General features: G+C 32.8%; 20 protein-coding genes. 6 read left to right on the top strand and 14 right to left on the bottom strand.

Translation table 11 applies throughout. The features are described 5' to 3' along the window. Window positions 1–130 precede the first annotated feature (130 nt). The 5 genes from G9F72_RS03440 to G9F72_RS03420 all read right to left on the bottom strand — a co-directional run bounded on the left by G9F72_RS03440 (window position 131) and on the right by G9F72_RS03420 (window position 11313). Window positions 131–1831: a glycoside hydrolase family 3 protein gene (locus G9F72_RS03440; protein ID WP_164959097.1), complete on the bottom strand. Its 1701-nt coding sequence runs from the start codon at window positions 1829–1831 to the stop codon at window positions 131–133. 15 nt (window positions 1832–1846) lie between these two features. Continuing rightward, window positions 1847–2092, bottom strand: a complete 246-nt coding sequence (locus G9F72_RS03435) for an alpha/beta hydrolase (RefSeq protein WP_202054889.1) — start codon at window positions 2090–2092, stop codon at window positions 1847–1849. A 179-nt stretch (window positions 2093–2271) separates the two neighbouring features. After that, complete coding sequence (locus G9F72_RS03430; RefSeq protein ID WP_224675940.1) at window positions 2272–4779, bottom strand: GH39 family glycosyl hydrolase; 2508 nt, start codon at window positions 4777–4779, stop codon at window positions 2272–2274. A gap of 237 nt (window positions 4780–5016) precedes the next feature. Next, complete coding sequence (locus G9F72_RS03425; RefSeq protein WP_164959100.1) at window positions 5017–7305, bottom strand: glycoside hydrolase family 3 C-terminal domain-containing protein; 2289 nt, start codon at window positions 7303–7305, stop codon at window positions 5017–5019. A gap of 579 nt (window positions 7306–7884) precedes the next feature. Then, window positions 7885–11313, bottom strand: a complete 3429-nt coding sequence (locus G9F72_RS03420; RefSeq protein WP_187356102.1) for a pyruvate carboxylase — start codon at window positions 11311–11313, stop codon at window positions 7885–7887. 345 nt (window positions 11314–11658) lie between these two features. Between G9F72_RS03420 and G9F72_RS03415 the strand changes: the two genes are divergently transcribed. Further along, window positions 11659–11853 carry a helix-turn-helix transcriptional regulator gene (locus tag G9F72_RS03415; protein WP_164959102.1) on the top strand — a complete coding sequence of 65 codons (195 nt, stop codon included), beginning with the start codon at window positions 11659–11661 and terminating at the stop codon, window positions 11851–11853. A 2-nt stretch (window positions 11854–11855) separates the two neighbouring features. Next, window positions 11856–12167, top strand: a complete 312-nt coding sequence (locus G9F72_RS03410; protein WP_164959103.1) for a DUF6773 family protein — start codon at window positions 11856–11858, stop codon at window positions 12165–12167. 292 nt (window positions 12168–12459) lie between these two features. On the opposite strand, the gene G9F72_RS03405 is transcribed toward G9F72_RS03410, so the two are convergent. Next, entirely contained in the window at window positions 12460–13452 is a 993-nt protein-coding gene (locus G9F72_RS03405) for an ABC transporter permease (RefSeq protein ID WP_164959104.1), read from the bottom strand. Between the two features lies 1 nt (window position 13453). After that, complete coding sequence (locus G9F72_RS03400) at window positions 13454–14377, bottom strand: ABC transporter ATP-binding protein (RefSeq protein ID WP_164959105.1); 924 nt, start codon at window positions 14375–14377, stop codon at window positions 13454–13456. 414 nt (window positions 14378–14791) lie between these two features. Between G9F72_RS03400 and G9F72_RS03395 the strand changes: the two genes are divergently transcribed. From G9F72_RS03395 to G9F72_RS03380, 4 genes are all read left to right on the top strand, one after another. Next, window positions 14792–15517 (top strand): LytR/AlgR family response regulator transcription factor, encoded by a 726-nt coding sequence (locus G9F72_RS03395; RefSeq protein ID WP_164959106.1) that lies wholly within the window; start codon window positions 14792–14794, stop codon window positions 15515–15517. Between the two features lie 40 nt (window positions 15518–15557). Continuing rightward, complete coding sequence (locus G9F72_RS03390) at window positions 15558–16883, top strand: sensor histidine kinase (protein WP_164959107.1); 1326 nt, start codon at window positions 15558–15560, stop codon at window positions 16881–16883. A gap of 143 nt (window positions 16884–17026) precedes the next feature. Continuing rightward, window positions 17027–17728 carry an ABC transporter ATP-binding protein gene (locus tag G9F72_RS03385; protein ID WP_164959108.1) on the top strand — a complete coding sequence of 234 codons (702 nt, stop codon included), beginning with the start codon at window positions 17027–17029 and terminating at the stop codon, window positions 17726–17728. After that, window positions 17725–19275, top strand: coding sequence for a putative ABC exporter domain-containing protein (locus G9F72_RS03380; RefSeq protein ID WP_164959109.1), 1551 nt, complete (start codon window positions 17725–17727; stop codon window positions 19273–19275). The genes G9F72_RS03385 and G9F72_RS03380 overlap by 4 nt, the downstream gene beginning before the upstream one ends. A gap of 121 nt (window positions 19276–19396) precedes the next feature. Here the strand turns inward: G9F72_RS03380 and G9F72_RS03375 are convergent, their stop codons facing one another. From G9F72_RS03375 to G9F72_RS03345, 7 genes are all read right to left on the bottom strand, one after another. Continuing rightward, window positions 19397–19963, bottom strand: a complete 567-nt coding sequence (locus G9F72_RS03375; protein ID WP_164959110.1) for a hypothetical protein — start codon at window positions 19961–19963, stop codon at window positions 19397–19399. 81 nt (window positions 19964–20044) lie between these two features. Next, window positions 20045–20749 (bottom strand): LrgB family protein, encoded by a 705-nt coding sequence (locus G9F72_RS03370; RefSeq protein WP_164959111.1) that lies wholly within the window; start codon window positions 20747–20749, stop codon window positions 20045–20047. Continuing rightward, window positions 20742–21095, bottom strand: a complete 354-nt coding sequence (locus tag G9F72_RS03365; protein ID WP_164959112.1) for a CidA/LrgA family protein — start codon at window positions 21093–21095, stop codon at window positions 20742–20744. The genes G9F72_RS03370 and G9F72_RS03365 overlap by 8 nt, the downstream gene beginning before the upstream one ends. 345 nt (window positions 21096–21440) lie before the next feature. After that, a complete protein-coding gene (locus G9F72_RS27320; RefSeq protein ID WP_164959113.1) occupies window positions 21441–22295 on the bottom strand; it encodes an FAD binding domain-containing protein in 855 nt (284 codons plus the stop codon). 327 nt (window positions 22296–22622) lie between these two features. Continuing rightward, window positions 22623–23939 carry a uracil permease gene (gene uraA / locus G9F72_RS03355; RefSeq protein WP_164959114.1) on the bottom strand — a complete coding sequence of 439 codons (1317 nt, stop codon included), beginning with the start codon at window positions 23937–23939 and terminating at the stop codon, window positions 22623–22625. 107 nt (window positions 23940–24046) lie between these two features. Next, complete coding sequence (locus G9F72_RS03350) at window positions 24047–26386, bottom strand: xanthine dehydrogenase family protein molybdopterin-binding subunit (protein WP_164959115.1); 2340 nt, start codon at window positions 26384–26386, stop codon at window positions 24047–24049. Then, window positions 26376–26855 (bottom strand): (2Fe-2S)-binding protein, encoded by a 480-nt coding sequence (locus tag G9F72_RS03345; RefSeq protein ID WP_164959116.1) that lies wholly within the window; start codon window positions 26853–26855, stop codon window positions 26376–26378. The genes G9F72_RS03350 and G9F72_RS03345 overlap by 11 nt, the downstream gene beginning before the upstream one ends.

The raw sequence follows: 26855 nt of genomic DNA, 5'->3' as shown, positions 1-26855 counted from the left end.
ACTATATATATAGATTCGATTAATATGAAAAATAGTCTGTGTATCTCTTAAGGATTACACAGACTATTTTATTTTAAAGTATGCTGCAATGTGTGTGATTTCCTGCCCTTGCTACATGACTTTTATTTTCCTAAAGCTTTGCTTCCCAACAATTACAGAATGGGTTTACTGGGTTTATTCCCTTAAACTCAGAATTACCCATGATTTTTTCAATAACAGCATCTACAACATATTCGCTACTAGAATATGCATTTATAAAAGTCTTAACCATTGGAACATCTTGAAGATGATAAGGATTAGCTGTTGATACAAATAAGGTTGGTAATTCTTTTACAAACCAAGGTAAATCTGCTCCCATTGGTGGTGCCCAATTTATTCTTACAGTAGTTTGATTGCTTGCAGTTTCAATGTTGGCAAAGTAAACTGCTAAATCATATTTTTCTCTTAAGCTACTAATTGGTGCAAATAGAGCTGCAAAGTCTAAATTTTGTTTGTCAAATAAGGTTATCTCAAACCCCTTTGCCTCTAGTGCCTGCTTAAAGTATTTAGATATTGACTGTCCACCGAGCATTCCACCTTCATCACCTAAAACATATAGAATTACTCTCTTATGGGTTTCTGGGGTTACTGGTAATAGGTTTTGAGTATCCTTTACCAAGGTTACAGCTTTATCAGCACATTCCTTTGCCCAAGCTACATGCTCCTCACATTTTAAAACTGATAATTCCTCTGCACCAAGGACTAATGTATTGTTTCCCTTTTGAAGGTGTAACCCTAAGGATGCCTTAACTGCTAAGATTCTAGTAACTGCCTCATCAATTCTCTCTAAAGTTAATATTCCTTTTTCTATCCCTTTCATCATATAACCAAAGTCTTCTTCAATATTTCTATTGAATAGGAACATATCGCACCCTGAAGCAATAGCTTTTGGAACTGCAATTTCTCTTTTTTCGGCCACAGTAAATCCTGCCATTAAACTGGCATCTGTAACTATCATACCGTTAAAGCCTAACTTTTCTCTTAATAAACCTTGAAGTAATTCTGGTGCCAAGGTAGCTGGCATTATTTCTTCATCCTTTATTCCTGGAACAAGCTCTCTTGAATACTCTGGTTGCATTATATGTCCTACCATTACTGTATGAGCTCCCTCATCTATCATTCCCTTATATATCATTCCATAAGTTTTATCCCAATCTTCAGTAGACAATGCATTTATAGATGTTAAAAGATGTTGATCTCTTTCGTCAACTCCATCTCCTGGAAAGTGTTTTATAGATACAGCTAGTCCAGTTTCATGGATCCCCTTCATATAGGCTGTACCCATTCTTAAGACTCTTTCAGGGTTAGAACCATAGGTTCTAACGTTAGTAATTGGGTTTCTGAAGTTCATATCTATGTCTATAACTGGTGCAAAGGCCCAGTTACAGCCTACAGCTCTACCTTCCCTTCCTGCTATTAATCCTAATCTATATGCCATGTCTTCATCATCAGTAGCTGCCACTTGCATTTGTTTTCCATAGAAGGTTCCATCAGTAGCAATACCATTTCCACCAGTTTCTAAATTAGCTGCAATAAGTAATGGTATTCTTGAATTCTCTTGAAGGTACTTGTGTGTTTCCTGCATTTTACTACCCACTTCTGGTCTAAACATTATTCCAGCAGGTTTAATATTTGTAGCAAGAGCCTTTAAATAATCCTTATTATCCGTCATACCTATAGGGCAAAATAATTGTCCTATTTTTTCCTTTAAGTCCATTGATTTCAGGGTTTCTTCAACCCATTTTATATCTTCATCCTTTAAATTAAAGGGAATTGCTTTTAAATCTATCATTCCGTCGCCTCCATATTACTTGTTTTTATTAGAAAATAATTTCTTAATTCCTTTTGCAATTTCATTCATACAGTCCTCAGCCTGAGGATATTGTCCTATCTTATCTATAAATGCATGGTCCACTCCATTGTATCGAACCATCTTTGTTTTTACGCCTGAACGAATCAGTTTCCTGGCATAAGCCTCACCTTCTAATCTTAAAAAATCATATTCAGCATTAATAATAAGAGTTTCTGGCATTCTGCTTAAGTGGCGAAACATAAGGATTATAACCATGGTTTTATTTTGAAGAATACTTTATTAGTTCGACTCTATGATATAATTATAATAAATCTATCAATTAAATCCCTTGCCTTTATTAACTTATTCAGAGCTTTTTTTTGCTATATGTAATCGTTTGCTATATTCCTGGATAGAAAAGAGGACAAAAAAAGCAAGTATTAAACTTGCTTAAAATTTATTTCATATAACTTGACTTCATGAGGCATTAATCCAGTAATAATTGAATATTCATGGTCTATAGCCTGTCCATACTTTTTGAATGAGGGCAGTGATTTGTCATTCAAATAATGGATTTCTTCTTCATTTAAATATTCGATTGATCCCATCTCAACCCAATTGTCGTAGGAACTTCCATTTGTTCTATTCACTGAGTACTCTTTAACTTCATATAATCCTGCTTTAAATCCTATTAATTTTAAATTTACTTCCTTGTTATAATCATTTATAAAAACATTATATCTCTCACTAATGTGAATATTTGAAGTATCTCTTCTGCTGTATAGTTTATCAAAATGGCAGTAATGGTATAGAATAACCTGATATCCTTTTTTACTTGCTGTAATATAATATCCGTCTCCTGAATCTATCACATTATTTCCCAATTTGTTTAAAAGCCAAAAAGCATAGTAGGCAGCTTTTTTTATGCCATTATTCGTTATAACCCCTAATCCCCCATGAAATGTATGGGCAGGCACTTGAAACTCTTCAATAAAATCAGTAATAGTCCAGTAAGCAAAGCTAGAGATACTATCCATATTTTCTACTATATTTTTAACAATATACGCTACTTTATAGCAGGTATCATTACACAAATCCCTGTGCCAGGCATTTGAATTCCATTCTGTCATATGTATTTCCCTATGCTCTAACCCAGCTTCCTTCGTAATATATTTTATTTTATTGATCACCTCTGCCAGATACTCTTCATTTTCTGATATTGTAACCATGGGCATTTCTTTTTCAAAATTACAATCAAAGATATTTGAATTTGTTTCATGGGGATAGCTATGAAAAGATACAAAATCTGGTCTGCAGTCATTATGATTACAAAATCTCAAAAATCTCTCTAGCCAGTTAAAACCTATAGAAGTGACGGATACTATTGATGGCCCACCTACTTTTATGTCCATAGAAATTTTTTTAATACTTTGATATGTATCTTCATAAAGCTTATAATAATCCTCTTCACTATCAAACCAGAAAACATTAGTTAATTCTGGCTCATTCCAAACCTCAAAATACCATTTTTCTACCTCTTCTTTTCCATATCTATATATACAATGCTCCACAAATTTTTTTATTAGCATGTTCCATTTATTAATGTCTTTAGGCATACTAATAATGCTCTTTCTGTAAAATGCAGTGTAGCTGGCTTTAGCTAATTTAGAGGGCATAAAACCTAATTCTACAAAAGGTTTTAATCCAACACTATAAAAAAAGTCAAATAGCTTATCAACATAACTAAAATTAAATATAGGGTTTCCTGCTTCGTCTTCATCATATACCATCATTTCATCATCAAAAATTCCATGAAATCTAATATACTTAAAACCTATGTCCTTTTGAATCTTTTCTAACTGTTTTTGTACCTCAGCAAATAACCCATCCTTTGCCTTTCCAATAGTGGTAAGCATCTTCCAATTATGATTTATCTTTCTACTAACTTTGGAAACATCAACCGCTCCTAGATCTTTTAATATAAACTCTCTCTCATCCCTATTAGGTTTATTTTTTATATTTAAATACTTAAAAAGTGTTGTAAAAACATTGCTGCTATCTAGCTCCAAATAATTTATAGCTTGACTTTTTTGTTCCACAAAATCATTTAAATTATTTTTTATTTTTTTTCTATATTGACTTGGAGTATCGCCATATCCCTCTTTAAACGTGTTAAGAAAAGACTTTTCATTTGAAAAACCATTATCCAAAGCTATCTGTGAGATTGACATATCTGCGTATACTAAATCCTTCGCAGCATGCTGTAGCCTTATGCTGTTGATATAGGTTGAAAAGTTCATACCCATATACTTTTGAAAAAACTTAGATAAGTAAAATACAGATAAGTACTCTTGTTTTGCTAATGTATTCAAGGAAATTTTTTTCTTATAATTCTCTCCTACATAGCTAATGATTCTAGATAACCTTTCTAAATATTTATTACTACTTTTATTTTGTTTTTCATCCTTTATAACTTTAAATTTTTTAAATAAGTTGTATACTAGCTCAAATAGCAAGCTTTGTAGTTTTAACTCAAAACCATCTTCTGCTTTGTTATAAATCCACATCATTTCAGCTAACATATTTTTTATTACGTTAAATCTATATTGGTCTTCATGTTGATACATAAAGGATTTGCAATTAAAGCTAATATCAGTAAAATTATCATAATGGTTTTTAATATATTCAATTGGAATTTGAAGAGCTAAAATCATATTGTCCTCCTGTGAGGTCAAGGCATGAATTTCGTTAGAATTAATGACAATAACATCCTCTTCATTAAGCTCATACTTTATTCCATCTATTACAATATTAACTTTTCCTGATAAAATGAATAACAGTTCCAGGCTTTCATGCCAATGATTGGGTACATAGTTTACTTTATGAATAAATATTTTTATAGGCAGTACATTACTAAATTTTATTATTTCATACATGTAATCCACCATAATCACCTCTTTTATAAAATATGTGCATAAGTAAGTTATCTAGTTCCTAATTATAATTTTACCATTATATTAAAATTGTAACATATTTATGAATAAACACAAACCCATATGTTTAAGTACATATGGGTAAATTAACAATATATTTTGTTGTTATAAAAACTTTAGTTTTATCTAACTGATTTTTTCTTTAATGATTTAATTAAATAACATAAATAACTCTATCATAATAGCACATTTTTATTGTTCTACATTGTTTACTGCATCAATAACTTGATTTAACATGTCCTCACTAAACATTCCTTGGCTAAAATTAATAAGCTTACATATTGGCATATCAGCAAACATAGCTTCCATCATTACCTTGGTACTTTCGTCCCCTGAATCTAGCATTCCTGTAGCTTCATTAAACTTAGCTAGTATAGGCTGAACTAAGGCACATCCAGTTGCATCACTCATCCATTCTTTCAGCTTTGTATATCTATTAAACTTGCTTCTTGGTACTTTCGTGGATTCTACATATAAAACTTCTTTCAAACAAATTTCTCTTGAAGATTTACCTATTAAAATCTCGAATTCTCCTCCTTCTACAATCCAAGCCTTAAATACTTCATCATAATAAGCAAAAGCTCTCTTTCCTAATTCAAAGGTTACTTCCTTTTCTTCTCCTGCTTGTAATTCTACCTTATCAAAGGCTTTCAACTCTTTTTCTGGACGAATTACAGTACTATAAATATCTCTTACATAAAGCTGTATAATTTCTTTCCCAAATATTTTTCCTGTATTTTTAACCTTAACCTTAACTTCTAGTATGTCACTATCTTTTATTTTACTGCTACTTAAAGATAAATCCCTATATTCAAAGGTAGTATAGGATAATCCATGTCCAAAAGGGTATAGCACATCCATTTGCTTCTTATCATAATATCTATAGCCTACAAATATCCCTTCTTTATATGAAACCTTCCCCTTTTCTCCTGGGAAGTTTAAATATGCTGGAGTATCTGAAAGCTTCAAAGGGATGGTTTCCGGGAGCTTGGCACTGGGGTTTGCTATACCAAATAATACATCTGCAATAGCACCTCCACCAGCCTGCCCCGAAAGTCCTGCTTCCAAAATTCCCTTAACCTCTTTATTCCATGATGTCATATTAACTATCGAACCATTGCTTAATACCACAATTACATTCCTTTGAACCTCCAGCACTTCTTCTATCAATTTCACATGACTTTGTGGCATATCCATGTGCTTTCTATCATAACCTTCTGATTCAAAAGAGTCTGGTAAGCCAACAAACAATATCGCCACCTCAGATTTTTTCGCTACTTCCTTTGCAATTCCTATTAACGACCTATCTATAACATCATTCTTTAAATCATAGCCTTTTGCATAACTTATTTTGCTATCCACTCCTACAATTTTTAGTATTTCATTATAAGCATTTTCTACCTTTGTAGCATTGACATGAGAGCTTCCGCCCCCTTGATACCTAGGATTTTTAGCAAACTCTCCTATAACTGCAATATGCTTTAAGCTATCTTTATTTAATGGCAAAATATTGCCCTCACTTTTAAGTAATACTATGCAGTCCCTAGCAATTTCTCTAGCAAGTCTATGATGTTCTACTTTATCATAAGTAACATTTTTCTTTTTGCCTTCCTTAGCTTTGAGGAGTATAGTTACTATGTTTTGTACTGCCCTATCTAAAATTTCTTCGTCTAATTCTCCATTTTTTATAGCTTCAACGATTTGCTTATCTGTATACCCATTCGCTCCTGGCATCTCTAAATCTAACCCTGCCTTTAAAGAATTCGTTCTTATATCCACAGCCCCCCAATCAGATACAACAAAACCATCAAAGCCCCACTCTTCCCTAAGGATATCCGTTAATAACTTTTTATTTTCTGAACAATAGGTGCCATTTATCTTATTATAAGCACACATTACTGTCCATGGCTTTGCTTTCTTAATAAGTATTTCAAAGGCTGTTAAGTATATTTCTCTTAAAGTTCTTTCATCAATTTCAGCACTTATGGTCATGCGATCATGTTCCTGATTATTCGCAGCAAAGTGCTTAACGGAAGTTCCTATTCCTAGGCTTTGTACTCCATTTACATGAGCTGCTCCCAGTTCTCCACTAAGAACCGGATCCTCAGAAAAATATTCGAAATTCCTACCACATAGAGGAGATCTCTTAATATTTATACCTGGTCCTAATATTATTGCTACATCCTCTGCTTGACATTCTTCTCCGAGTGTCTGCCCTAGCTTATACATAAGCTCTCTATCCCAGGAAGTTGCTAAGGAAGCTGCTGTAGGAAAGCAAGTAGCAGGTACACTTTCATTTAATCCCATATGATCTGCATTTGCAGCCTGTTTTCTAAGACCATGAGGTCCATCCGTCATCATTATAGATTGTATTCCCAGTCTCTCAATGCTCTTGGTTTCCCAAAAATTCTCACCTGAACATAATGAAGCCTTTTCTTCTAAAGTCATTTTTCCAACTAATTCTTTAATATTTATCTTCATAATTCACCCTCCAAATAAAATAATATTATTACCTAATAAATGTAATGATTTCTTCAATTAAATCCTCAGCCTGCTTACAATTTCCTGTATTATCTATAAACGCATGCCTTGAATTTTTACAAAGTATAAAACGAACTTATCTATTGAACCCCCTAAATTCATAATCTTTTTCGATTAATTTCATTAAATCTATCTCCTTTTTATTATTGATTGAATTCATTAGGAAAACCTACTAAGTTCTCCTTTTATCTTAATGCCTATGAAAGTTCTATCTTATAGTATAATTATAGTAAATCTATATAGAATATTCTTTATCTTTTTTAACCTATTTTCGGTATTATATTGCCATATATAAACGTTTACTTATTATGCAAATTAAAAAGAGGACAAAAAAAGCATAATTTGTATCCTCCTTCACTATTTTAATCACCCCATATGTATTATTAAAGGCATACTTTTTATAACAAAAGTATACCTTTTCCCTTAAATCATCACCTGGGGTGCTTCAATATGAAGATCTGGATGATAAATAATCCTAAGGTGCCACCCACATGCCACTTGCCACGTGGGTGGCACCACCTATTTTAAATTTATTAAAAGTTCTCCGGCCTTTACTTGTTGACCTTCTTTGACAACAATTGATTCAATTACACCTGAGACAGATGCGCTTACTCTAGTCTCCATCTTCATAGCCTCTACTATCATTAATGGTTGATTTTCAGTAACTGTATCACCCTGTGCGACTAAAATGGCTGAAACAGTTCCAGGTATTGGAGCCCCAATCTCTAATGGATTTGATGGATCCGCCATTTCTGTAGATAAAAATTCTTGTAGAGCTTTGTTATTTCTGTCTTTTATTTTTATTTCTCTTCTGTTTCCATCCACTTCAAAAGCAACAACTTTGTTGCCTTCTAAATCTAATTTACCAATTTTAAGTAGCTTTATCATGTAGGTTTTTCCATCAGCGATTTCTGCTTCACAGGTTTCACCCTCATATAGTCCGTGGAAATAAACATCACTTCCGATTCTACTTAAATCTCCATACTCCTTAGTGTATTTTATATAGCCATCGAATACCTCAGGATATAAGGAATAGCTTAGTAAATCTTTTTTATCTGGGGTAATATTAAATTTTTCTATTAAGTGTTTTTCTATGGCAGTAAAATCTTCATCGGGAAGTAATTCGCCAGGTCTTGCGGTTATTGGCTCCGCGCCTTTCAAAACTAATTTCTGAAGTCTTTCTGGGAAGCCTCCCATTGGTTGACCCATCATTCCTTTAAAGTATGCTACAACGGAATCTGGGAAAGCCATATTAGCTGCTTTGTCGTATATATTCTCTGGTGTAAGTTCATTTTGAACCATAAATATTGCAAAATCTCCCACCATCTTAGAGGAGGGGGTTACCTTTACAATATCCCCTACCATATCATTTACCACTTTATAAGTTTCTTTAATTTCGCTAAATTTATGTCCAAGACCAAAACTTTCTACCTGAGGTTTAAGATTTGAGTATTGACCTCCTGGAATCTCATACCTATAAATTTCAGCGGAACCAGATTTGAGCCCTGATTCAAACTTATAATAAACTGGTCTTACTGCATCCCAATAATCTGAAATTCCTTGAATTCCTTTAAGTTCAATACCAGTATCTCTATCAGTATTTTTAAGTGCTGCAACAACAGAGTTTAGTGCTGGTTGACTAGTAAGCCCTGACATACTATTAAAGGCAGTATCTACAATGTCCACGCCAGCTTGGGCCGCCATAAGTACTGTGGCAACTCCATTGCCTGTAGTATCGTGGGTATGAAGATGAATAGGCATTCCTACTTCTTTCTTTAGTGCATCAATTAGCTTAAAGGCAGCATGGGGTTTAAGTAAGGCTGACATATCTTTTATTCCTAAAATATGAGCCCCTGTTTTTTCAATTTCCTTTGCCAGCTTTATATAATAATCTAAATTATATTTATCTTTTTTATCATTTAAGATATCCCCTGTATAACAAATACAAGCTTCTGCGACCTTACCACTTTTAAGAACTTCATCAATTGAAATTTCCATCCCCTTTAACCAATTTAGTGAATCAAAAATTCTAAAAACATCAATGCCAGTATCTGCAGATTCTTTAATAAATTCACGAATTATATTATCCGGATAATTTTTATAACCTACTGCATTTGCTCCACGTATAAGCATTTGGAAAAGCACATTAGGAATTTTCGATCGTAGCTGCGTTAGCCTTTCCCATGGGGATTCATTTAAAAAACGGTAGGCTACATCAAAAGTAGCTCCTCCCCACATCTCAAGTGAAAACAAATCCCCTCCATAAACAGAGGTTGCATTTGCTATCTTTAACATATCCTTTGTTCTCACTCTAGTTGCCATTAGGGATTGATGAGCATCTCTCATAGTGGTATCTGTTAACAATAATTTATTCTGATCTTTAACCCATTTCAAAAGGCCTTCTGTACCCTGCATATCTAAAATCTGTTTTGTTCCACTTAATTTTTCTGGCATTATAATTTTAGGAACTTGTGGCACATCATAAAGCTTTTTAATACCATTAGTTTCATTTACAACTTTTTCTCCAATGAATTTTAGCACTCTGCTTTCTTCATCTGCCTTAGGTTCAATTGATATTAATTCAGGATTTTCTTCAATAAAATCAGTATTACATTCTCCCTTTAAAAAAGTAGGATGATTCAATACATTAATTAGAAAACCTATATTGGTCTTTACTCCAGTAATTCTAGTTTCTTCCACAGCTCTTATAGACTTCTTTATAGCATCTTGAAAGGTTCTAGACCATGATATGGTTTTTACCAATAGACTATCATAGTAAGGACTAATTACTGCCCCAGCAAAACCATTACCCCCATCTAGCCTTATTCCAAAGCCAGAACCAGTTCTATATTCTTCTATTTTCCCAGTATCTGGTGCAAAATTATTAGAAGGATCCTCTGTTGTTATTCGGCACTGAATAGAATATCCGTGAAGCTTAACATCTTCTTGAGAATAAATTCCAATATTTTCAGAATTTAGAGCATAATCTTCTGCTATAAGTATTTGACTTTGAACTATATCAATCCCTGTTACCATTTCTGTAATGGTATGTTCAACTTGAATTCTAGGATTCATTTCTATAAAATAATGATTTCCATGAGTATCAACTAAGAACTCCAAGGTTCCAGCACTTCTATAATTTACTGATCTAGCTATTTTTAAGGCATCATTACAGATTTCATTTCTTTTTTCCTGCGATATCGAAAAGGCGGGAGTGTACTCTACAACTTTTTGGTGCCTTCTCTGAATAGAGCAGTCTCTTTCATACAAATGAACAAGATTACCAAACTTGTCTCCAAGAACCTGTACTTCTATATGTTTAGACTTTTCAAGATATTTTTCTATATAAAGATGGTCAATACCAAAGGCTTTCTTTGCTTCACTTTTAGCACTTCTATAAGAAGAGGCAAGTTCTCCCTCATTTCTTACAATTCGCATACCGCGTCCACCACCACCAGCAACCGCCTTTAACATAACCGGATATCCACATTTGTCTGCAAGTTTCTTCGCTTCCTCAATTGTTTCAACTTCTTTTTTATCTCCAGGTATAGTAGGAACTCCCACTGCATTTGCTACAATTTTAGATTTAATTTTATCCCCTAGTTTATCCATCATTTCAGCGGTAGGTCCTATAAATTCAATACCTGCACTAGCACATTTTTTCGCGAATTCAGGGTTCTCTGATAAAAAGCCATAGCCTGGGTGAATGGCATCTACTCCTTTTTTAAGTGCAAGGCTTATTATCTCTTCAATATTTAAATATGCCTCAACAGGACTTCTGTTTTCTCCAATTAAATAAGCTTCATCTGCCTTAGTTTTGAAAAGGGAATATTTGTCCTCATTAGAATAAATCGCCACCGTACGAATTCCAAGTTCATGACAGGCTCTAAAAATTCTTATGGCAATTTCGCCTCTATTTGCTACTAGTACTCTTTTAAATTTTTTCACTGTTATTACCCCCTGTGTTAAGCTTTTGTGCACTTTATTATTCATTATTCATTACCAACTAGAATACAGTATTTTTATCAAAAATGCAATTTATTTTTATCTATCCGTCAAAATAGTGCCACTCACATGGCAAGTGGCATGTGGGTGGCACCATAGTATTTATGTCTAGTGTATTTTCGCTCTAAAAAGGATGAATCCAAGTTTAGAAAATTAAAAATGCTGAATACCAAAGGGGATTCCAATATTGCAACACAAGGTTTTGAATAATATATATTCCTAAATGCAATATATGTTTGACATTTGGACTTTTAAGTATTACAATATTATTACAGGGAGGTTTTGCCATTGAAAAATAAACGTATGAAAATCGCTCGTGTAGAATGCGATTTATCACAGGAACAACTTGCAGAGAAGATAGGAGTCACAAGACAGACAATTGGTATGATAGAAACTGGAAATTACAATCCATCACTTAATCTTTGCATTGCCATATGCAATGCATTAAATAAAACTTTAAATGATTTATTTTGGGGGGAATGAAAATGACAAACAATAAAATTAAGGATGAAAGAGTCGTGGAGCAGCGACGAAAAATAGGTAGCGATGCATATCAATTAGTATCTATGTTTTTATTAGCTTCTATAGCGTATAATATGTTCATATTAAATGCACCTAAAAGCACTTATATCACAGAAGTTATTGCGTTTTTCGGTGGTTCAGCCTATGTTGTTTTTAAAAATATCATGATAGGTAATGACCTTAATGCTGATTATGCTATTGGTACAAAAAAGCCTACAATGAGAAAATACCTACTCACCAGCTTAATTTCGAGTCTAACCATACAACAGTTTTAGTAATAAATGATTATACAAGATATATGCAAAATAAAAAAATAATAATCATTGTTTTTTTGTGTATGTTTGCTTATTGGTTTTTGAGTCATTGGGGATTGAATCGACTTTCAAAAAAACGTTCAGATAAAATTTCTAAACAATATGAAGAGGAATAATAAGGTACCATTCACATGGCAAGTGGGTGGTACCTTATTATATTTTAGGAATTCTTAATGCACCAAGGACAAAATAATAGTATTATTGATTTGTTTTTTTAACATGCCTAATAATAAAGATTAGTAAGTTGTTTCATTTAGATATCCCGTTTTTCAAAGACTACATAACCTGCAAAACAGAATACTATAGAGTATATAGCCGAAAGCCCAATAGCAAAAGCTAGGCTTGTACCTTCAATAGTTGCTCCTACAGTAACAAAGGTAGAGAAATTAGAGGTTCCGAAAGGAAGATATTTTCCCCAGCTAAAATACATAGCTAATAATTGCGCAATATTACTACCAACTAGAAGCAAGAATAGTGAAAATCCAGTAGCAATTGAGCGAGAACGAGATATTGCTGAAATTGCAAAAGCCAATATTACATAAACAAGCACCTGAAGAAAATTAAGGCCAAAAATAATCGCTGTTTTTAATGCGGCTGATATGTATATTATACTGCTACTTGTCCACATCATTTCCTTAATTCCCATATCATTGAAACCAAAAAATATACCTATCATTATAAAGTTTAATAAAAATGTTGTTACCAAAAGTACAAGACCATAAAGTATTATAGCTAGTAGTTTTGAAGTTAAAATTTCCCACCTCCTGTAAGGACGTGATATCATCATCTTCATTGTACCCTCAGAAAATTCACCTGCAACTAAAGCAGAACAGGATATTATTAATAGAAGTGCAATGATCCCACCATAACCAGCATTTGTAGCAAACTCTGAACTTCTTAGCCAAACGCTTTTTGAGGATTCTGGTTTAATATTGTTATTAATTCTGTATTCACCCTCAGCTATACTCTTTTTCGTCATTCCTATAAGTACCTTTGCCCTTTTATTTGTATCACTTTCAGCTTGTTTTAACTGAATCTTTTGCATGTCAACATTTTTCTGTAGCTCTTGTTTCCAATTTTCAGAAACACTAATAGTATTTGTAACCTTCTGAGATACGGTATAATATTTAAAAATACCGGTTGCTGCTATTATAATTACAATCATTATTATTAGCATTATTTTTGTAGAAAGTCTTTTCCATAACTTTGTATTTTCTATTGAAACAAGTGTAAAAAAACTACCCATTTTATTTTCCCTCCCCTGTAAGCTTCATAAATACGTCTTCAAGTGAATTAGTTTCTTGCTTATCCATGCCCAAAATAGCTATACCTGCAGAAGTTAATATTTTGACTATTTCTGGAACACGTTCCTTGGTTGTTTCAATATGTACTCCATCACCCAAGATACTACTATTTATATTTGCACTTGTTAGAATCGAAAATGCCTTTTCATTGCTATCAGATTTTAATATAAGAACAGTTTTTTCATCCTTCTGCGTCATATTAAGAAGTTCTGCAACGGATTTTATTGTTATTATTTTCCCTTTATGTATTATGCCAACACGATCGCACATCTGCTGCATTTCACCTAATATATGGCTAGAAACAAAAACAGTAAGACCAGTTTCAGATGAAAGCGTTCGGAGTAACTCCCGCATCTGCTTTATTCCTGCTGGATCAAGACCATTGGTAGGTTCATCCAGTATAAGAAGCTTTGGACTATGAAGTAGTGCTTGGGCGATACCAAGGCGTTGCTTCATTCCTAGAGAATAAGTTTTTACCTTGTCCTTTATTGCCCTCTCAAGATCCACAATTTTTACTACTTCATGAATTCGCGCCTCGTCTACACACTTGTATATTCTAGCAAATATCTTAAGATTATCCAGACCGGACATATAATTATACATATCCGGATTTTCAACTATACACCCAATATTGCGCATTGCTCCTTTAAAATCCTCTTTTACTGAGCATCCTCCCACATATATATTACCCTCAGTAATTTTAGATAATCCAACAATCATCTTAATAGTAGTGGATTTTCCGGCTCCATTAGGTCCCAAAAATCCAAATATTTCTCCACTTTTAAGTTCAATAGAAATATCTGAAACAATCGTACGGTTACCAATTACTTTTTTTAACTTCTCAATTTTTAATACTTCATCAGTCATAATATACCTCCCAAAATTAATATCAAATTTATATAAATTAATTCATTTTACTGCTTATAAAAGTATCATAAGTATGAATTTTTCTATAAATGATTTAGACCTCACTTATAAAAAATAGCACAAAAAATAAACTATATAAGCAATTATGTATGAAAGGCAAAAAAACGGTCACAATCGGAACATTAACAAACAATATGGTTGTTTTAAACTACATTAGAATCGATTTTTATGGATTTACAGCTGGCTTCTATGGCTAAATTTAAGTTATATATTATGCGAACTTGAAATTTTAGGTAATACATAGTAAAATTAAACCAGGTAATTACAATAAATAATATAAAATTGTATTCTTTTTTACCATAAAGAGGCTAATTTAATAAAGAGTAATCTGAGTTGATATTAGGGGGAACGCAGATGAATGTGTTAATAGTAGAGGATGACAAGTTGCAAAGAAAAAATTTAAAGAACATGATAGAGCAAATAGATAAAACTATAAATATATATGAATGTGAAGATAAAGACGAGGCTGTAGAAATTACAAATATGAATAATATAGATATATTTTATATAGATATTTCACTAAAGAATTCCTCAGGATTAGATTTTGCAATAGAACTTAGAAAAATATCAAGATACGAATTTAGTTTGATTATTTTTTTAACAACACACATTGAATATTTAAATCAAGCCTTTAAAGAGGTGCATTGTTATGATTATATTCTAAAGCCTTATGATATAGTTGATGTAATGAATATGACAAAACGATATATATTAAATGGTAATAATATAGTGGAACCGAAAGTGGATAAGCGCTATGTGGTTTTCGATGTTAGAAAAGGTATTACGGTAAAGGTATTTGTTGATGAGATAATTTTTATAGAGGTTGCTCTTCGAGTATGTTTGTTACATACCTTAAATGGTGTTTATAAAATTAATAAATTAGCTCTAAAGAACATTATTAAGCTTATAAATTGTACCAATATAATTCAGTGCCATAAATCCTTTGCGGTGAATATTAATCATATAAGGGAAATAAATCATATAGATAGTAAATTAAGTGAAATCCATTTTGAAAACTATGATAAAACTGCTCTTTTAGGTTACAAATTTAAAAATACAATAATGGAAAAATTCCAATAATTATATGGAATTAGATTTGTTATAAAAGGGAGATGAATAGATGATAGATATACTACAACAGTTTACAGTTAATTCTATTGAATTAACTGTATTTATGCTATTATGGTCAAAGTTTTCTTTAAAGAATGAAAATAATTGGTTTAAAAATTTATTTATAATTTTAATAGGCGGCGGCATAATGATTGCAACAAGCGGTATGAATACTTATTTGAATGTATTTATTAGTTTTATAAGTCTAATATCTTTAGTTAAATTCGCTTATAAAAAACTATTTATCAAAACCACATTAGAATTTGTTATATTTTATTCTGTAAATATTGTTTTGCAATCAATTCTTATTACTCTAGCGACTTTAATTGGATTTAAATATTCAGATACATTTATAATGAATATTACTCTTACTTTCCTTCAATTAGTTTTCGTGATTTTCATATTAAGATGCAATTTTGCTGAAAAAGCAAAGAATTTTCTTGAAATAGATTCTAAGATATTATACTATTTTGTAATTAACTTAGGCTTATACTCATTGTTTTCTAAGTTTGTATGGGAATATAATCAAAACATAATATTGAATAATTTGCCAGTATATATTTTAATTGTATTATTGATGTTATCCACAAATATATTTCTCTATTATCATATAATTAAAATAAGCGAAGATAAAAAGGTTTTAGAAGTTCAGAATAAGTATGCCCCTATTTTAATCGATATAGTAGAAGATATAAGGCGTAAGCAGCATGATTTTAAAAATCATTTAAATACCATAAATGCAATAGTAGAAATATCAAGCCCGCAAGAAGTTAAGCATGAATTAAAGAAGTATATTAGTTCACTGAAATGTTCAAATAGCCTTATAGAAGATATTCTATATATAGATAATATTATAATTAAAGCTATAATCTATAATAAACTATCTGAGGCAGATAGATTGAATATAAAATTGTTATTTAATGTTACAAATAATTCATTAGAAAACAGTTTAAATGATTATGAAATTTCTGATGTACTAAATAATCTCTTAGATAATGCCTTTGAAGCCATTAGAAATAGTAGCAATGATAAAATCGTTATATTAAATATTCTTACTGAAGGAAGTAGTAATATTGTAGAGGTGAAAAATAGTGGAATAACAATAAAACCAAATAATATAAGAAACATTTTTGATATAGGGTTTTCTACTAAAGAAGGAAAAAATAGAGGCTATGGTCTTTACAATATAAAAAGGATAGTTGAAAAAACTGGCAGTGATCTTCAGCTGTTCTTTGAAGATAATTATACTGTTTTTAAAATATCCTTCAAGCAACCTTCTATGGGGAGTAGGTTCTCCACAAAACACAGAATAAATAACATAAGTGTTAATGATTAAATTTCTTTTCATGTTACTAAATAGACGTTTTATGTGTTTGGTGTTGTATTAAGTAAATAACCTCATACAATATAAACTAGGGATATATTTAACATTACATTGTTATAATTATAACAAATTTATCTATAAAAGGAGATCAACCTATGCTTATCGTGCAAAATCTTAGTAAAAAATATTCTAAAGAATTAGTTGTAAACAATATTAGCTTTCAGGTTAATGAAGGTGAAATTGCTATTCTTTTGGGTCCAAATGGCGCTGGAAAAAGCACCACAATAAAATGCATTTCTGGACTACTAAAGTATGATGGATATATTGAAATTTGTGGTCACAAAAATAAAAGTGTTGATGCTAAAAAATTATTCTCATACGTTCCAGAAGTTCCAGCTATGTTTGATTTACTCACAGTTTATGAGCATATAGAATATATGGCTGCAGCTTATGGAATAAAGGACTATAAAGAAAAGGCGGAAGAATTACTTGAAAGATTTGACCTAAGTGATAAAAGAGGTAAGCTTGGCAAAGAATTGTCAAAAGGTATGATGCAAAAGGTAAGTATTTGTTGCGCCTTAATAACAGCCCCTAAGGTAATATTATTTGATGAGCCCTTAATGGGACTAGATCCTAAAGCAATAAAAGAACTAAAGAAGGCCCTTGTAGAGCTGAAAGAAAAAGGCTCTTCTATTTTAATAAGTACTCATATTATAGATAGTGTTGATGAAATCTGGGACAAGGTGTTAATAATGAAAACTGGAAATATAGTTCTATCTGGAACAAAGCAGGAGCTTATGAATAGGAATGAGAGCTTGGAAGAACTCTTCTTTGAAGCCACGGAGGATAACCAATGAAGCCATTAATCTATATACTAAAAAAATCTGTAAAAAATGGCTTGTTAGAATTAAAGAGAAAGCCAGCAAAGCTACTTGGCTATCTTGTAGTTTTTATACTTTTGTCTCTAACCCTTATTTTCAATGGCGGTAAAGGTGGAAAGCAAGACATTTTAGATCCAGCCTTATACAATACTATTGTAGGGGTGGTTATTTTACTATTTACTGCGCCAGATCTTTATTCCTCCATAAATAATGGTGCCACTTTTTTTCGTGGTGCGGACATAAACTTGGTGTTTACATCTCCTGCTAGTCCTCAGAAAGTTCTAGTATATGGATTTATAAAACAAATATACACTTCCTTTATAGCAGTGTTTTTTATTTTATTTCAAGGCCCTACCCTTTATCGTTTTAGTAATATCAAGTCCTATGGAGTTATTGTAGCTGTCTTTGGCTTATTCCTTATGCTGATTTTTAACTCAATACTAAAGATATTGTTATATTCAGTAGCTTCTAAAAGTGTGAAAAATAAGCTTTTATTAAAATCTACTTTCAAAATTTTAGGAGCAGTTGTACTTGTGTCCTATTTTATAGAATTATATATAACCAGATCACCAGGCAAGGCTATTATATCCCTCTTAAATATTCCTGCTATTTCTTATATTCCTGTATATGGCTGGGTAAGGGCAATTATAATGTCTTCAATGAATGGTATACGTCCAACTTTCTTTGTTTACATAGCTCTGATTATAGCGTTTGGTTCTCTTTGCAGTTATATAGTTTACTCTATTAAACTAGACTATTATGAAGATGTTTTAGCTTCAACGCAGTTAAAAGAAACAGCTATCTCCGCCACCCGCCGGGGCGAAAAAGTATTTATGAAAACTGGTAAAAAGCCTAGGGTAAGGAAAGTGCAGTATACAAAAAAAGGAAAGTTCGCCTCTGCTATATTTTGGAGGCAAATATTAGAGTATAAAAAGACTGGTTTTGCATTTATAAACATAGGATCTATTATGTATGGAGTTGTAGCCATAACCGCTGGATTATATAGCCCACTAAAGGATTTAAGAATGATTTTAGGTGGAATGATATATCTTCAATTGATTTTTACTTTTGCTAGCAAGTGGCAAAAGGATTTATCAAACCCCTATATTTATATGCTACCAGACCATTCCTTTAAAAAAGTTATTTATGCTACAACAGTTGATAATTTTAAAAATCTTATTGATGGAACTATCGTATTTGTAATAACAGGCATATTATTTAAAAGTAGTATCCCTCTTATTCTTCTTAATATAATAGCCTTTGTATCAATAGGATCTCTTTTCATATATGGTGGAATTCTTACAAGGAGAATTTTAGGCAGTGGTAATAACATAGTATTTACCTCTCTTATAAGAATGGCTATCTTAATTCTAATATTAGCACCTGGAATTGTTCTTTTAACTGCATTATATAGCTCTGTGGGAATGCTCCTAGCCTATATAATTTTTATCGCCTATAATCTTATATTTAGCAGTTTAATTTTATTTCTCGGTAAAGGAGTATTTGAAAATATTGAATTGTAGAGTTAGCTGAACATAGGCTTTAAAAAAGTTCGACCCTGGTAGCGAAGGGTAGAACTTTTTTACTTGCTTAACTATAAATATCAGAAAATACAACATTCATCTAATTTCTATCCATACACATTTATTTGAATTTATTTAAATTTTCTATTAATTCATCAAAATTCTTTTTAGCTATAGTTTCCCTATCCTTATAATTTACCATTTCTTGTTTATCTAAATTTTCATTTTTATCAAAATTTACTAGCTCTTCTTTTATTGTTTCTTTAAATCTTGGGATGATATTTATTATCTTTTTTACTCCATAAATATATTCATCATCATAAAGCTTAAAACACTCAAATAAGCCTGATGTAAGTCTCCCGTCTGAAAATATATAAATATATCTATCACTCATTTCATCTGATAAATCAACTTCAATCTTATGCTTATACAACCTAAAGATGACATCATTCTTCTCAACAAAAATAGGGAATATCATAGAAAAAAGCACCATGTTTTTCTTTTCTTCCTCCATAAAGCCTGAGAAATCATTCTCATTGAGTTTCTCAATTATGTCCTCTGTAAAAATACACTTACGTATTTCTTTTCCCAATTTACTTCTTAATTTTTGCTCCTTTTCATCTGATAACAGATTATCTATTGAATCAAATAATTTGTTTAGTGGGCTTCTAGCCTCATCTCTTTTCATAAAAAACACCTCCACAATTAAACACATTATATCTATAAACACAATTTAATTTTTCCTGAAAATATTATATACACTATAAATTTATTTTAAGAACACAAGAAACATTCTCCATAAAATAGGATATAAAAGAACAGCAACAATTCCTGAAATAGCCATAGTTATGCCACTCATTGCTCCCTCAGTTTCACCTATTTCCATAGCCCTTGCTGTTCCCAGCGCGTGAGAAGATGCACCCATAGCAATTCCCAGTGCAACGCTATCATTAATTTTAAGTGCATTATATAAAAGTGGCCCACAAATTGAACCAATAATTCCTGTCATTATTATAGCTACAACAGTAATTGATGAGATTCCACCTAACTGATTTGATAATGCAATTCCTATAGGTGTCGTTATAGACTTTGGTATCAAGGATTCAATAAGTACATAGTCAAATCCAAATAATTTTGAAAGAAATACCACACATAAAAATCCAGAAATAGCACCGCTAAAAATTCCTATAAGTATTGCAATAGCATTTTTTTTAAATAATGCAAATTTCTTATACATGGGCAAAGCAAGCGCCACTGTGGCAGGATATAGAAAAAAGGAAATTATTTGGCCTCCCTTATTGTAGTCTTCATATTTAATATGTAATTTTGCACAAAAAAATATTAATATAATAATGGCTATCATAAGTGGATTGAAAATTGAAAGTTTTCCTTTCTTCTTTATGTAAATTCCAATTTCATAAGCCATAAGGGATATTATTACACCAAAAACTGGTGAGGAAATTAGATCATTCATGTTTACCTCCACTCCTTAGAAATTTAACTACCAATGCTGTTACAATCCAAACTAAACAAGTGGAAACAACAACTATGATGATAAAGGGTATCCATTTTCCTTTTAGCACGCCGAAAGCTGTCATCAGTCCTACCCCAGCAGGAATAAAGAAAAAAGACATGTTTGATAAAAGAAACTCGCAAAGTTCTTCTATCATTTCAACTTTTACTATCCCTATTTGCAGTCCTAAAAACAGTAAAATAAGCCCAATAACCGATCCTGGAATTGGTAAATTAAATACTAGTTGTAATACGGTTCCAATTAGATATGGAATTAAAATAATCATTAATTGTCTTAAGTACTTCATTGTTTCACCTACTTTTTATATAATATTATCATGCCCAAAACCTTAAAACCTATTTAGGTATACCATTTTTTCATTTAACAGTCAAAAGCAAAACATAGAACTTTAGGGCTTAGTAAACGATAATCATAATTCCATAGATATGGGAATGTCTCATTTACTTACTTTTCCTATAAAAGTGCCACCCACGTGGCAAGTGGCATGTGGGTGGCATTTCTTAACTATTAACAAAAAAGGAATATAAGTAGACTTACTTAAGCAAATCTACTTACATTCCTTTTTAAATTAGGGTTAAATCCTATAATTTGGTTTCTACCCCTATTCTTTGCTTCATATAAAGCATTTGAACTAATCCCTATTATAAATACTCTCCAAAAACTCCCTCATCAACTCCAAACAAATTCCTTTTCTATACTCAGCAGTAGACTTTTTCTTATCATCAATAGGTACTATAATTTTAATATACTCCTTCTCTAGATCTTTTAAAACAACTTGCAGTTCTTCCTTATTAAGCCCTTTAAGACTATTTTCAAATTCTCTAGACCTCACAACCCTAGCTCCTATTGCTCCAAATGCCATTCTTACATCCTCAATTCTCTCATTTTCCAATTTATATAGCCCAATAAAAGACGCCTTTGCAAGAGAATTAGATCTTTTGGTGCCTACTTTTTTATAGTAATATGATAGGAGCATATTTGTAGGGATTCTAATTTCCACTAAAAGTTCATCCTCTCTTAAATCTTTTTTACCCGGTTCCATAATAAAATCCGATATCGCTATTTCTCTTGTTCCATTTAAGCACTCTATTATTAATGTAGCGTCTAATGCATATAAAAGGGGTAATATATCTCCTTCTGATGCAACGTTGCATATATTTCCTCCAATAGTCGCAGCATTTCTAATAGTTTGAGATGCTATAGCTAATATTATTTCACTAAAGTAGGCCCCTAATAATATACTTTCTTGTAATTCAGCAAGTGTACAACCAGCTCCAATGGATAAATATTTATTATTTATGTCAATATTTTGAAGTTCTTTTAAATGCTTTATGAGAACAATATCACTACCAAAGTCAGCCATTTCGCCAGACCATTTTTTTCTTTTTACCATTAAATTAGTGCCGCCCGCTAAAATAATGCATTTCCTTTGATTTAAGAGCTTTAGGGCTTCTTCCTTGCTTTTAGGTATAAAAGTTTCTGTCACGGTACTTCCCCCTTTTTGAAGCTAGAGAACTCGCTTCTATAATACTAATATTATATCACGCATATCTACATAAATCGTCTAATATTTATTACCATATTACTCCTTTATCTCGTCTATATTTCTCTTTATATGGATTTGTATTTCATTACCATCACTGAAATACAAATCCATATCAAAATACCAGGTATACAGTTACAACTTATGCATTCTAGAAATGCTAAAGCTAAACAATATACCTGGCACCATTATTTTTAATCCATTGCATCCATTTATTTTCAAAAACTCCATGACTAATACATGGAGTTTTTATATTTAATCTTTTATTTATTAAGCATTAATATCTTCATTAGATTTTATTTTGTATTCCTCATTCATTAACCCAAATTTACTTAGAATATAAAAAGTGAGTGATAATAGAACGCCTGTTATTGCTGCAAATGCCATACCTTTGAACTGTACTTGCCCAATAGTAATACTAGCACCACTTACTCCAACAACAAATGTAACTGCACCTAAAACCATATTATAGTTTTTACTAAAGTCGACTTTTTGCTCAACAAACATTCTAATACCTTGAACAGCTATTATTCCATAAAGAAGCATTGTAATTCCTCCCATAACTGGCCCAGGAATTGATGATATGGCAGCAGCTATTTTACCTACACATGAGAAACAAATTGCAAGCAATGCAGCTCCTCTTATTACCCATACTGAATAAACACCTGTAATAGCCATTACACCAATATTTTCTCCATATGTGGTATTTGGTGGGGAACCTGTAAATCCAGAAAGTACATTACTAAGACCATCTCCAAGTAATGAACGGTGGAGTCCAGGATCCTTCATTAAATCCGCTCCAGTTATCTTTCCAGTTACTATCAAATGACTGATATGCTCTGCGAAAACAACTATAAATGCAGGAGCCATTATAGCTATGGCCCCAATATCAAACACTGGAGCCTGGAATTTAGGTAAAGCAAACCAAGGTGCAGCCGCTATTGCTGCAGTATCAACCATTCCCATAAAAAAAGCAAGTATATATCCTAGTATTACAGCTGTAAGTATTGGTATGACCTGAAAGAATCCTTTAAAAATAATAGATCCAATTATTCCAACTCCCAATGTGAAAAGAGATACAATCAAAACATTAGGTACGACAACATATGGCATAACTACCTTGCCTACAGCTGTTGCTGCAGGAGCTAGGCCCGCCTGTACTGCTGCAATTGGTGCAAGTTCAAGTCCAATAATAGCAACAACCGCACCCATAACAGCTGGAGGCATTACGATATCAATCCATTTTATTCCAAATCGTTTTACAATAAAGGACATTAATATAAAGAATAGACCAAAACAAATAAATCCTGCCTGTGCGTGACTAAATCCTCCATAAGACCCAATAATTAAGAAAGTTGGTGCTAGGAAAGCAAAGCTTGAACCAAGGTATGCTGGTATTCCGCCCTTAGTAACAACGCTGTAAATAAGTGTGCCCACACCATTCATAAGTAAAGCTATTGCAGGATTTATTCCAAATAGAATTGGTACTAGTATGGTGGCGCCAAACATTGCTGTCAAATGTTGGAAACTGAGAGGTATAGTCTCTAGGATCGGTAGTTTATCATGAATTCCTACGATACGTTTCATTGTTTCACACTCCTTCTAAATATTTACGGATAAATAATTATTTAAAACAGTACAATAAACTCTGGGTATAATTTACTGCACTGCAAATAAATCCATTAGATGCCAGGTTACTTATTTAGTGCTGAATATATTTTATTTGCTGTAAATGGCGTCTCAAATATCTCAACACCCGTGGCATCTGATATGGCATTTCCTATGGCGGAGGTTACTGAAATCATTGGGTGTTCTGCGCAGCCCCTTGCACCGTAAGGTCCATCAAGTTGTGGTGTTTCTACAAAATGAAGTTCTATGCGTCCTGGCAAATCCTGCATGGTTGGAATTTTATAATCCACGAAGCTTTTAGTTAATAATTTACCCTCTGAATTATAGATCATTGTTTCTGACAATGCTGTTCCTATACCTTGTATTATTCCTCCAGTTACTTGCCCCTTAACCAACATTTCATTCATAACCTTTCCAATATCAAGAGCAGATACTACCTTTAAAATTTCCACATCCCCCGTATGGGTATTTACTTCAACCTCAATGGCATGAGCACCAAATGTCCAGTCCAGGGCTGGAAGTCCCTGCCCTGTTTCTTTATCCAAAATTGTTAAACCCTGTGCAATGCTCTTTCCCCTTCCGATAAGGGGTCCCCCAATGGAGTTTCCATTTGGATATGAATATCCCACTGCTATTTTGTCATAGTATAATTTATTTTCTGGCCGCTGCTTAACATAAACACATTCATCACCTATTTCAAGTTCATGGTGGGCTGCATGTAATACAACTGTTGCTAGCTCAAAAATCTGCTCCATCAAATCATCACAGGCTTCAATTATTGCATTGCCGGCTAGAACTGTCATACGAGACGCAACAGTCTGCCAATCATATGGTGCAGTGTCTGTATTTGTATCAACTACAACATGAATTTTCTCAAAGGGTATATGGATCCTTTCTCCAATTATCTGGCCAAGTGCTGTATAGGTACCCTGACCCATATCTATTCCTCCAACATTATACCTTATGGACCCGTCCTCATTCATTTGAATTATAGCTGATGAGGCAGAATTCGTTGGCATAGCTGGTGCCTTATGAAGTACTGCTATCCCCTTACCTCTATATTTACCACTACTGAATTCTAATGCTTTTTCTTCTTCAGTTTTAGTTTTTTTCCATTCAATTCCCTTTGCAACTATGCTTAGGCACTTACTAACATCTCCAGAGTTTTCTGTTATAAGTTCTCCAGTAATTGTTTTTGACCCTGGCTTTAATAAATTTTTAAGTCTAAACTCCAGTGAATCCATACCAAGTCTTTTTGCTATAAGTTCTCTTTGACGCTCCACTGCCCAAAAAAATTCTGCATGTCCAAATCCTCTATATGCCGTACCAAATATATGGTTTGTATAAACGGTATAGGAATCAACCTTTACATTATCTATTTCATATGGCCCCGCCGCGGAATAACCCGATGCTCTTCCAATATTCACGCCATAATCAGCATATGCTCCAGCATCCCATAAATACTCGATTTCCTCTGCTATAATTTTACCATCTGCCCTAACCCCTGTCTTAATCCTAGCTGTTAAACCTTGTCTGCAAGGCATTGTTGATATTTCCTCTTCCCTAGTAGCTATAAATTTAACTGGTCTTCCCTTTGCTGCTTTTGATAATAGTGCAACTAGTGGTTCAATATGAATTCCCGATTTTCCACCAAACCCTCCACCTATATATGGAACTGTTACCTCAATATTTTGTATTGGAACTCCCAGTGCGATGCTAAATAAAGTACGAATTGCATAGGGCGATTGGGCACTACTCCATATCTTGATTTTATCTCCAGAACCCCATTTTGCTATAACTGAGTGTGTTTCCATTGGGATATGCAGTACTTGAGGTACATCAAACTTATTCTCAACTATAAAATCTGACTCTTCAAAACCTTTATCTATATCCCCTTTTCTTAGCTTAAAATGATTTGCTTTATTAGTACCAGCCTGTGGAAAGAAAACATTCGGAATTGTTGCATAATTACCCAGATCTTCATGCACTAGTACAGAGTCAGGCTTTATTGCTTCCTCAACGTCTTGTAATACTGGTAGAAGTTCATATTCAACTTTAATAAGCTCAATGGCTCTTTCTGCAGTATCAATATCAACTGCAGCAACCGCAGCAACTGCTTCCCCAAAATACCTTACCTTACCAACTGCAAGGATTGGTCTATCTACAATATATATGCCCAATTTTTGGAAGGCTTCTTTACCAGTTAAAACTGCTCTAACCCCAGGTAGTTTTTCTGCGAGGCTTACGTCAATACTCTTAATTATTGCGTGTGCGTAGAGACTTGTTTTTATTTTTGCATAAAGCATGGCAGGTAATTTTATATCTTGAACGTACTGTGCTTCTCCCGTCACCTTTTCTATTCCATCCGTCCTGGGTAGACTTTTGCCTACAAAATTATAGTCCATGTTCTTCACCTTCACTTGCAGCGGCCTCAACAGACTCTATAATAGTCTCATAGCCAGTACATCTACATAGATTACCTTGCATAGCTTCTTTTATCTCTTCCCTATTTGGGTTTGGTCTATTATTTAGCAAAGCCCTAGCAGACATAATCATTCCGGGTGTACAGAATCCACACTGAAGACCATTATGTTTTATAAATGCTCTCTGAAGATTTGATAAATGACCATTTCTAGCTTCTCCTTCAATTGTACGAACGTCTCCTTCTGCCGCTTCCATTGCCATTACCAAACACGAATTTACAGACTTTCCATTTAAAATAATAGTACAAGCACCACATTCTCCCGCTCCGCATCCTTCCTTAGTTCCTGTAAGACCTAAGTCCTCTCTTAAGAACCTAAGTAGAGTGCTATTTGAAGATACTTCTGCAAAAACTTCATCTCCATTTACAAACAAATGTAATTTCTCCTTCAT

The organism is Clostridium estertheticum, from assembly GCF_011065935.2.
Taxonomy (GTDB): domain Bacteria; phylum Bacillota; class Clostridia; order Clostridiales; family Clostridiaceae; genus Clostridium_AD; species Clostridium_AD estertheticum_A.
Note: the sequence above shows the minus strand (reverse complement) of the source record. Positions and strands in the feature narration are given on the sequence as shown.

Bases quoted from the DNA above. Each gene is read 5' to 3' on its own strand.
- G9F72_RS03440 (WP_164959097.1), bottom strand. From the start codon at position 1,831: ATGATAGATTTAAAAGCAATTCCCTTTAATTTAAAGGATGAAGATATA.
- G9F72_RS03435 (WP_202054889.1), bottom strand. From the start codon at position 2,092: ATGTTTCGCCACTTAAGCAGAATGCCAGAAACTCTTATTATTAATGCT.
- G9F72_RS03430 (WP_224675940.1), bottom strand. From the start codon at position 4,779: ATGGTGGATTACATGTATGAAATAATAAAATTTAGTAATGTACTGCCT.
- G9F72_RS03425 (WP_164959100.1), bottom strand. From the start codon at position 7,305: ATGAAGATAAATATTAAAGAATTAGTTGGAAAAATGACTTTAGAAGAA.
- G9F72_RS03410 (WP_164959103.1), top strand. From the start codon at position 11,856: ATGACAAACAATAAAATTAAGGATGAAAGAGTCGTGGAGCAGCGACGA.
- G9F72_RS03405 (WP_164959104.1), bottom strand. From the start codon at position 13,452: ATGGGTAGTTTTTTTACACTTGTTTCAATAGAAAATACAAAGTTATGG.
- G9F72_RS03400 (WP_164959105.1), bottom strand. From the start codon at position 14,377: ATGACTGATGAAGTATTAAAAATTGAGAAGTTAAAAAAAGTAATTGGT.
- G9F72_RS03395 (WP_164959106.1), top strand. From the start codon at position 14,792: ATGAATGTGTTAATAGTAGAGGATGACAAGTTGCAAAGAAAAAATTTA.
- G9F72_RS03390 (WP_164959107.1), top strand. From the start codon at position 15,558: ATGATAGATATACTACAACAGTTTACAGTTAATTCTATTGAATTAACT.
- G9F72_RS03385 (WP_164959108.1), top strand. From the start codon at position 17,027: ATGCTTATCGTGCAAAATCTTAGTAAAAAATATTCTAAAGAATTAGTT.
- G9F72_RS03380 (WP_164959109.1), top strand. From the start codon at position 17,725: ATGAAGCCATTAATCTATATACTAAAAAAATCTGTAAAAAATGGCTTG.
- G9F72_RS03375 (WP_164959110.1), bottom strand. From the start codon at position 19,963: ATGAAAAGAGATGAGGCTAGAAGCCCACTAAACAAATTATTTGATTCA.
- G9F72_RS03370 (WP_164959111.1), bottom strand. From the start codon at position 20,749: ATGAATGATCTAATTTCCTCACCAGTTTTTGGTGTAATAATATCCCTT.
- G9F72_RS03365 (WP_164959112.1), bottom strand. From the start codon at position 21,095: ATGAAGTACTTAAGACAATTAATGATTATTTTAATTCCATATCTAATT.
- uraA (WP_164959114.1), bottom strand. From the start codon at position 23,939: ATGAAACGTATCGTAGGAATTCATGATAAACTACCGATCCTAGAGACT.
- G9F72_RS03350 (WP_164959115.1), bottom strand. From the start codon at position 26,386: ATGGACTATAATTTTGTAGGCAAAAGTCTACCCAGGACGGATGGAATA.
- G9F72_RS03345 (WP_164959116.1), bottom strand. From the start codon at position 26,855: ATGAAGGAGAAATTACATTTGTTTGTAAATGGAGATGAAGTTTTTGCA.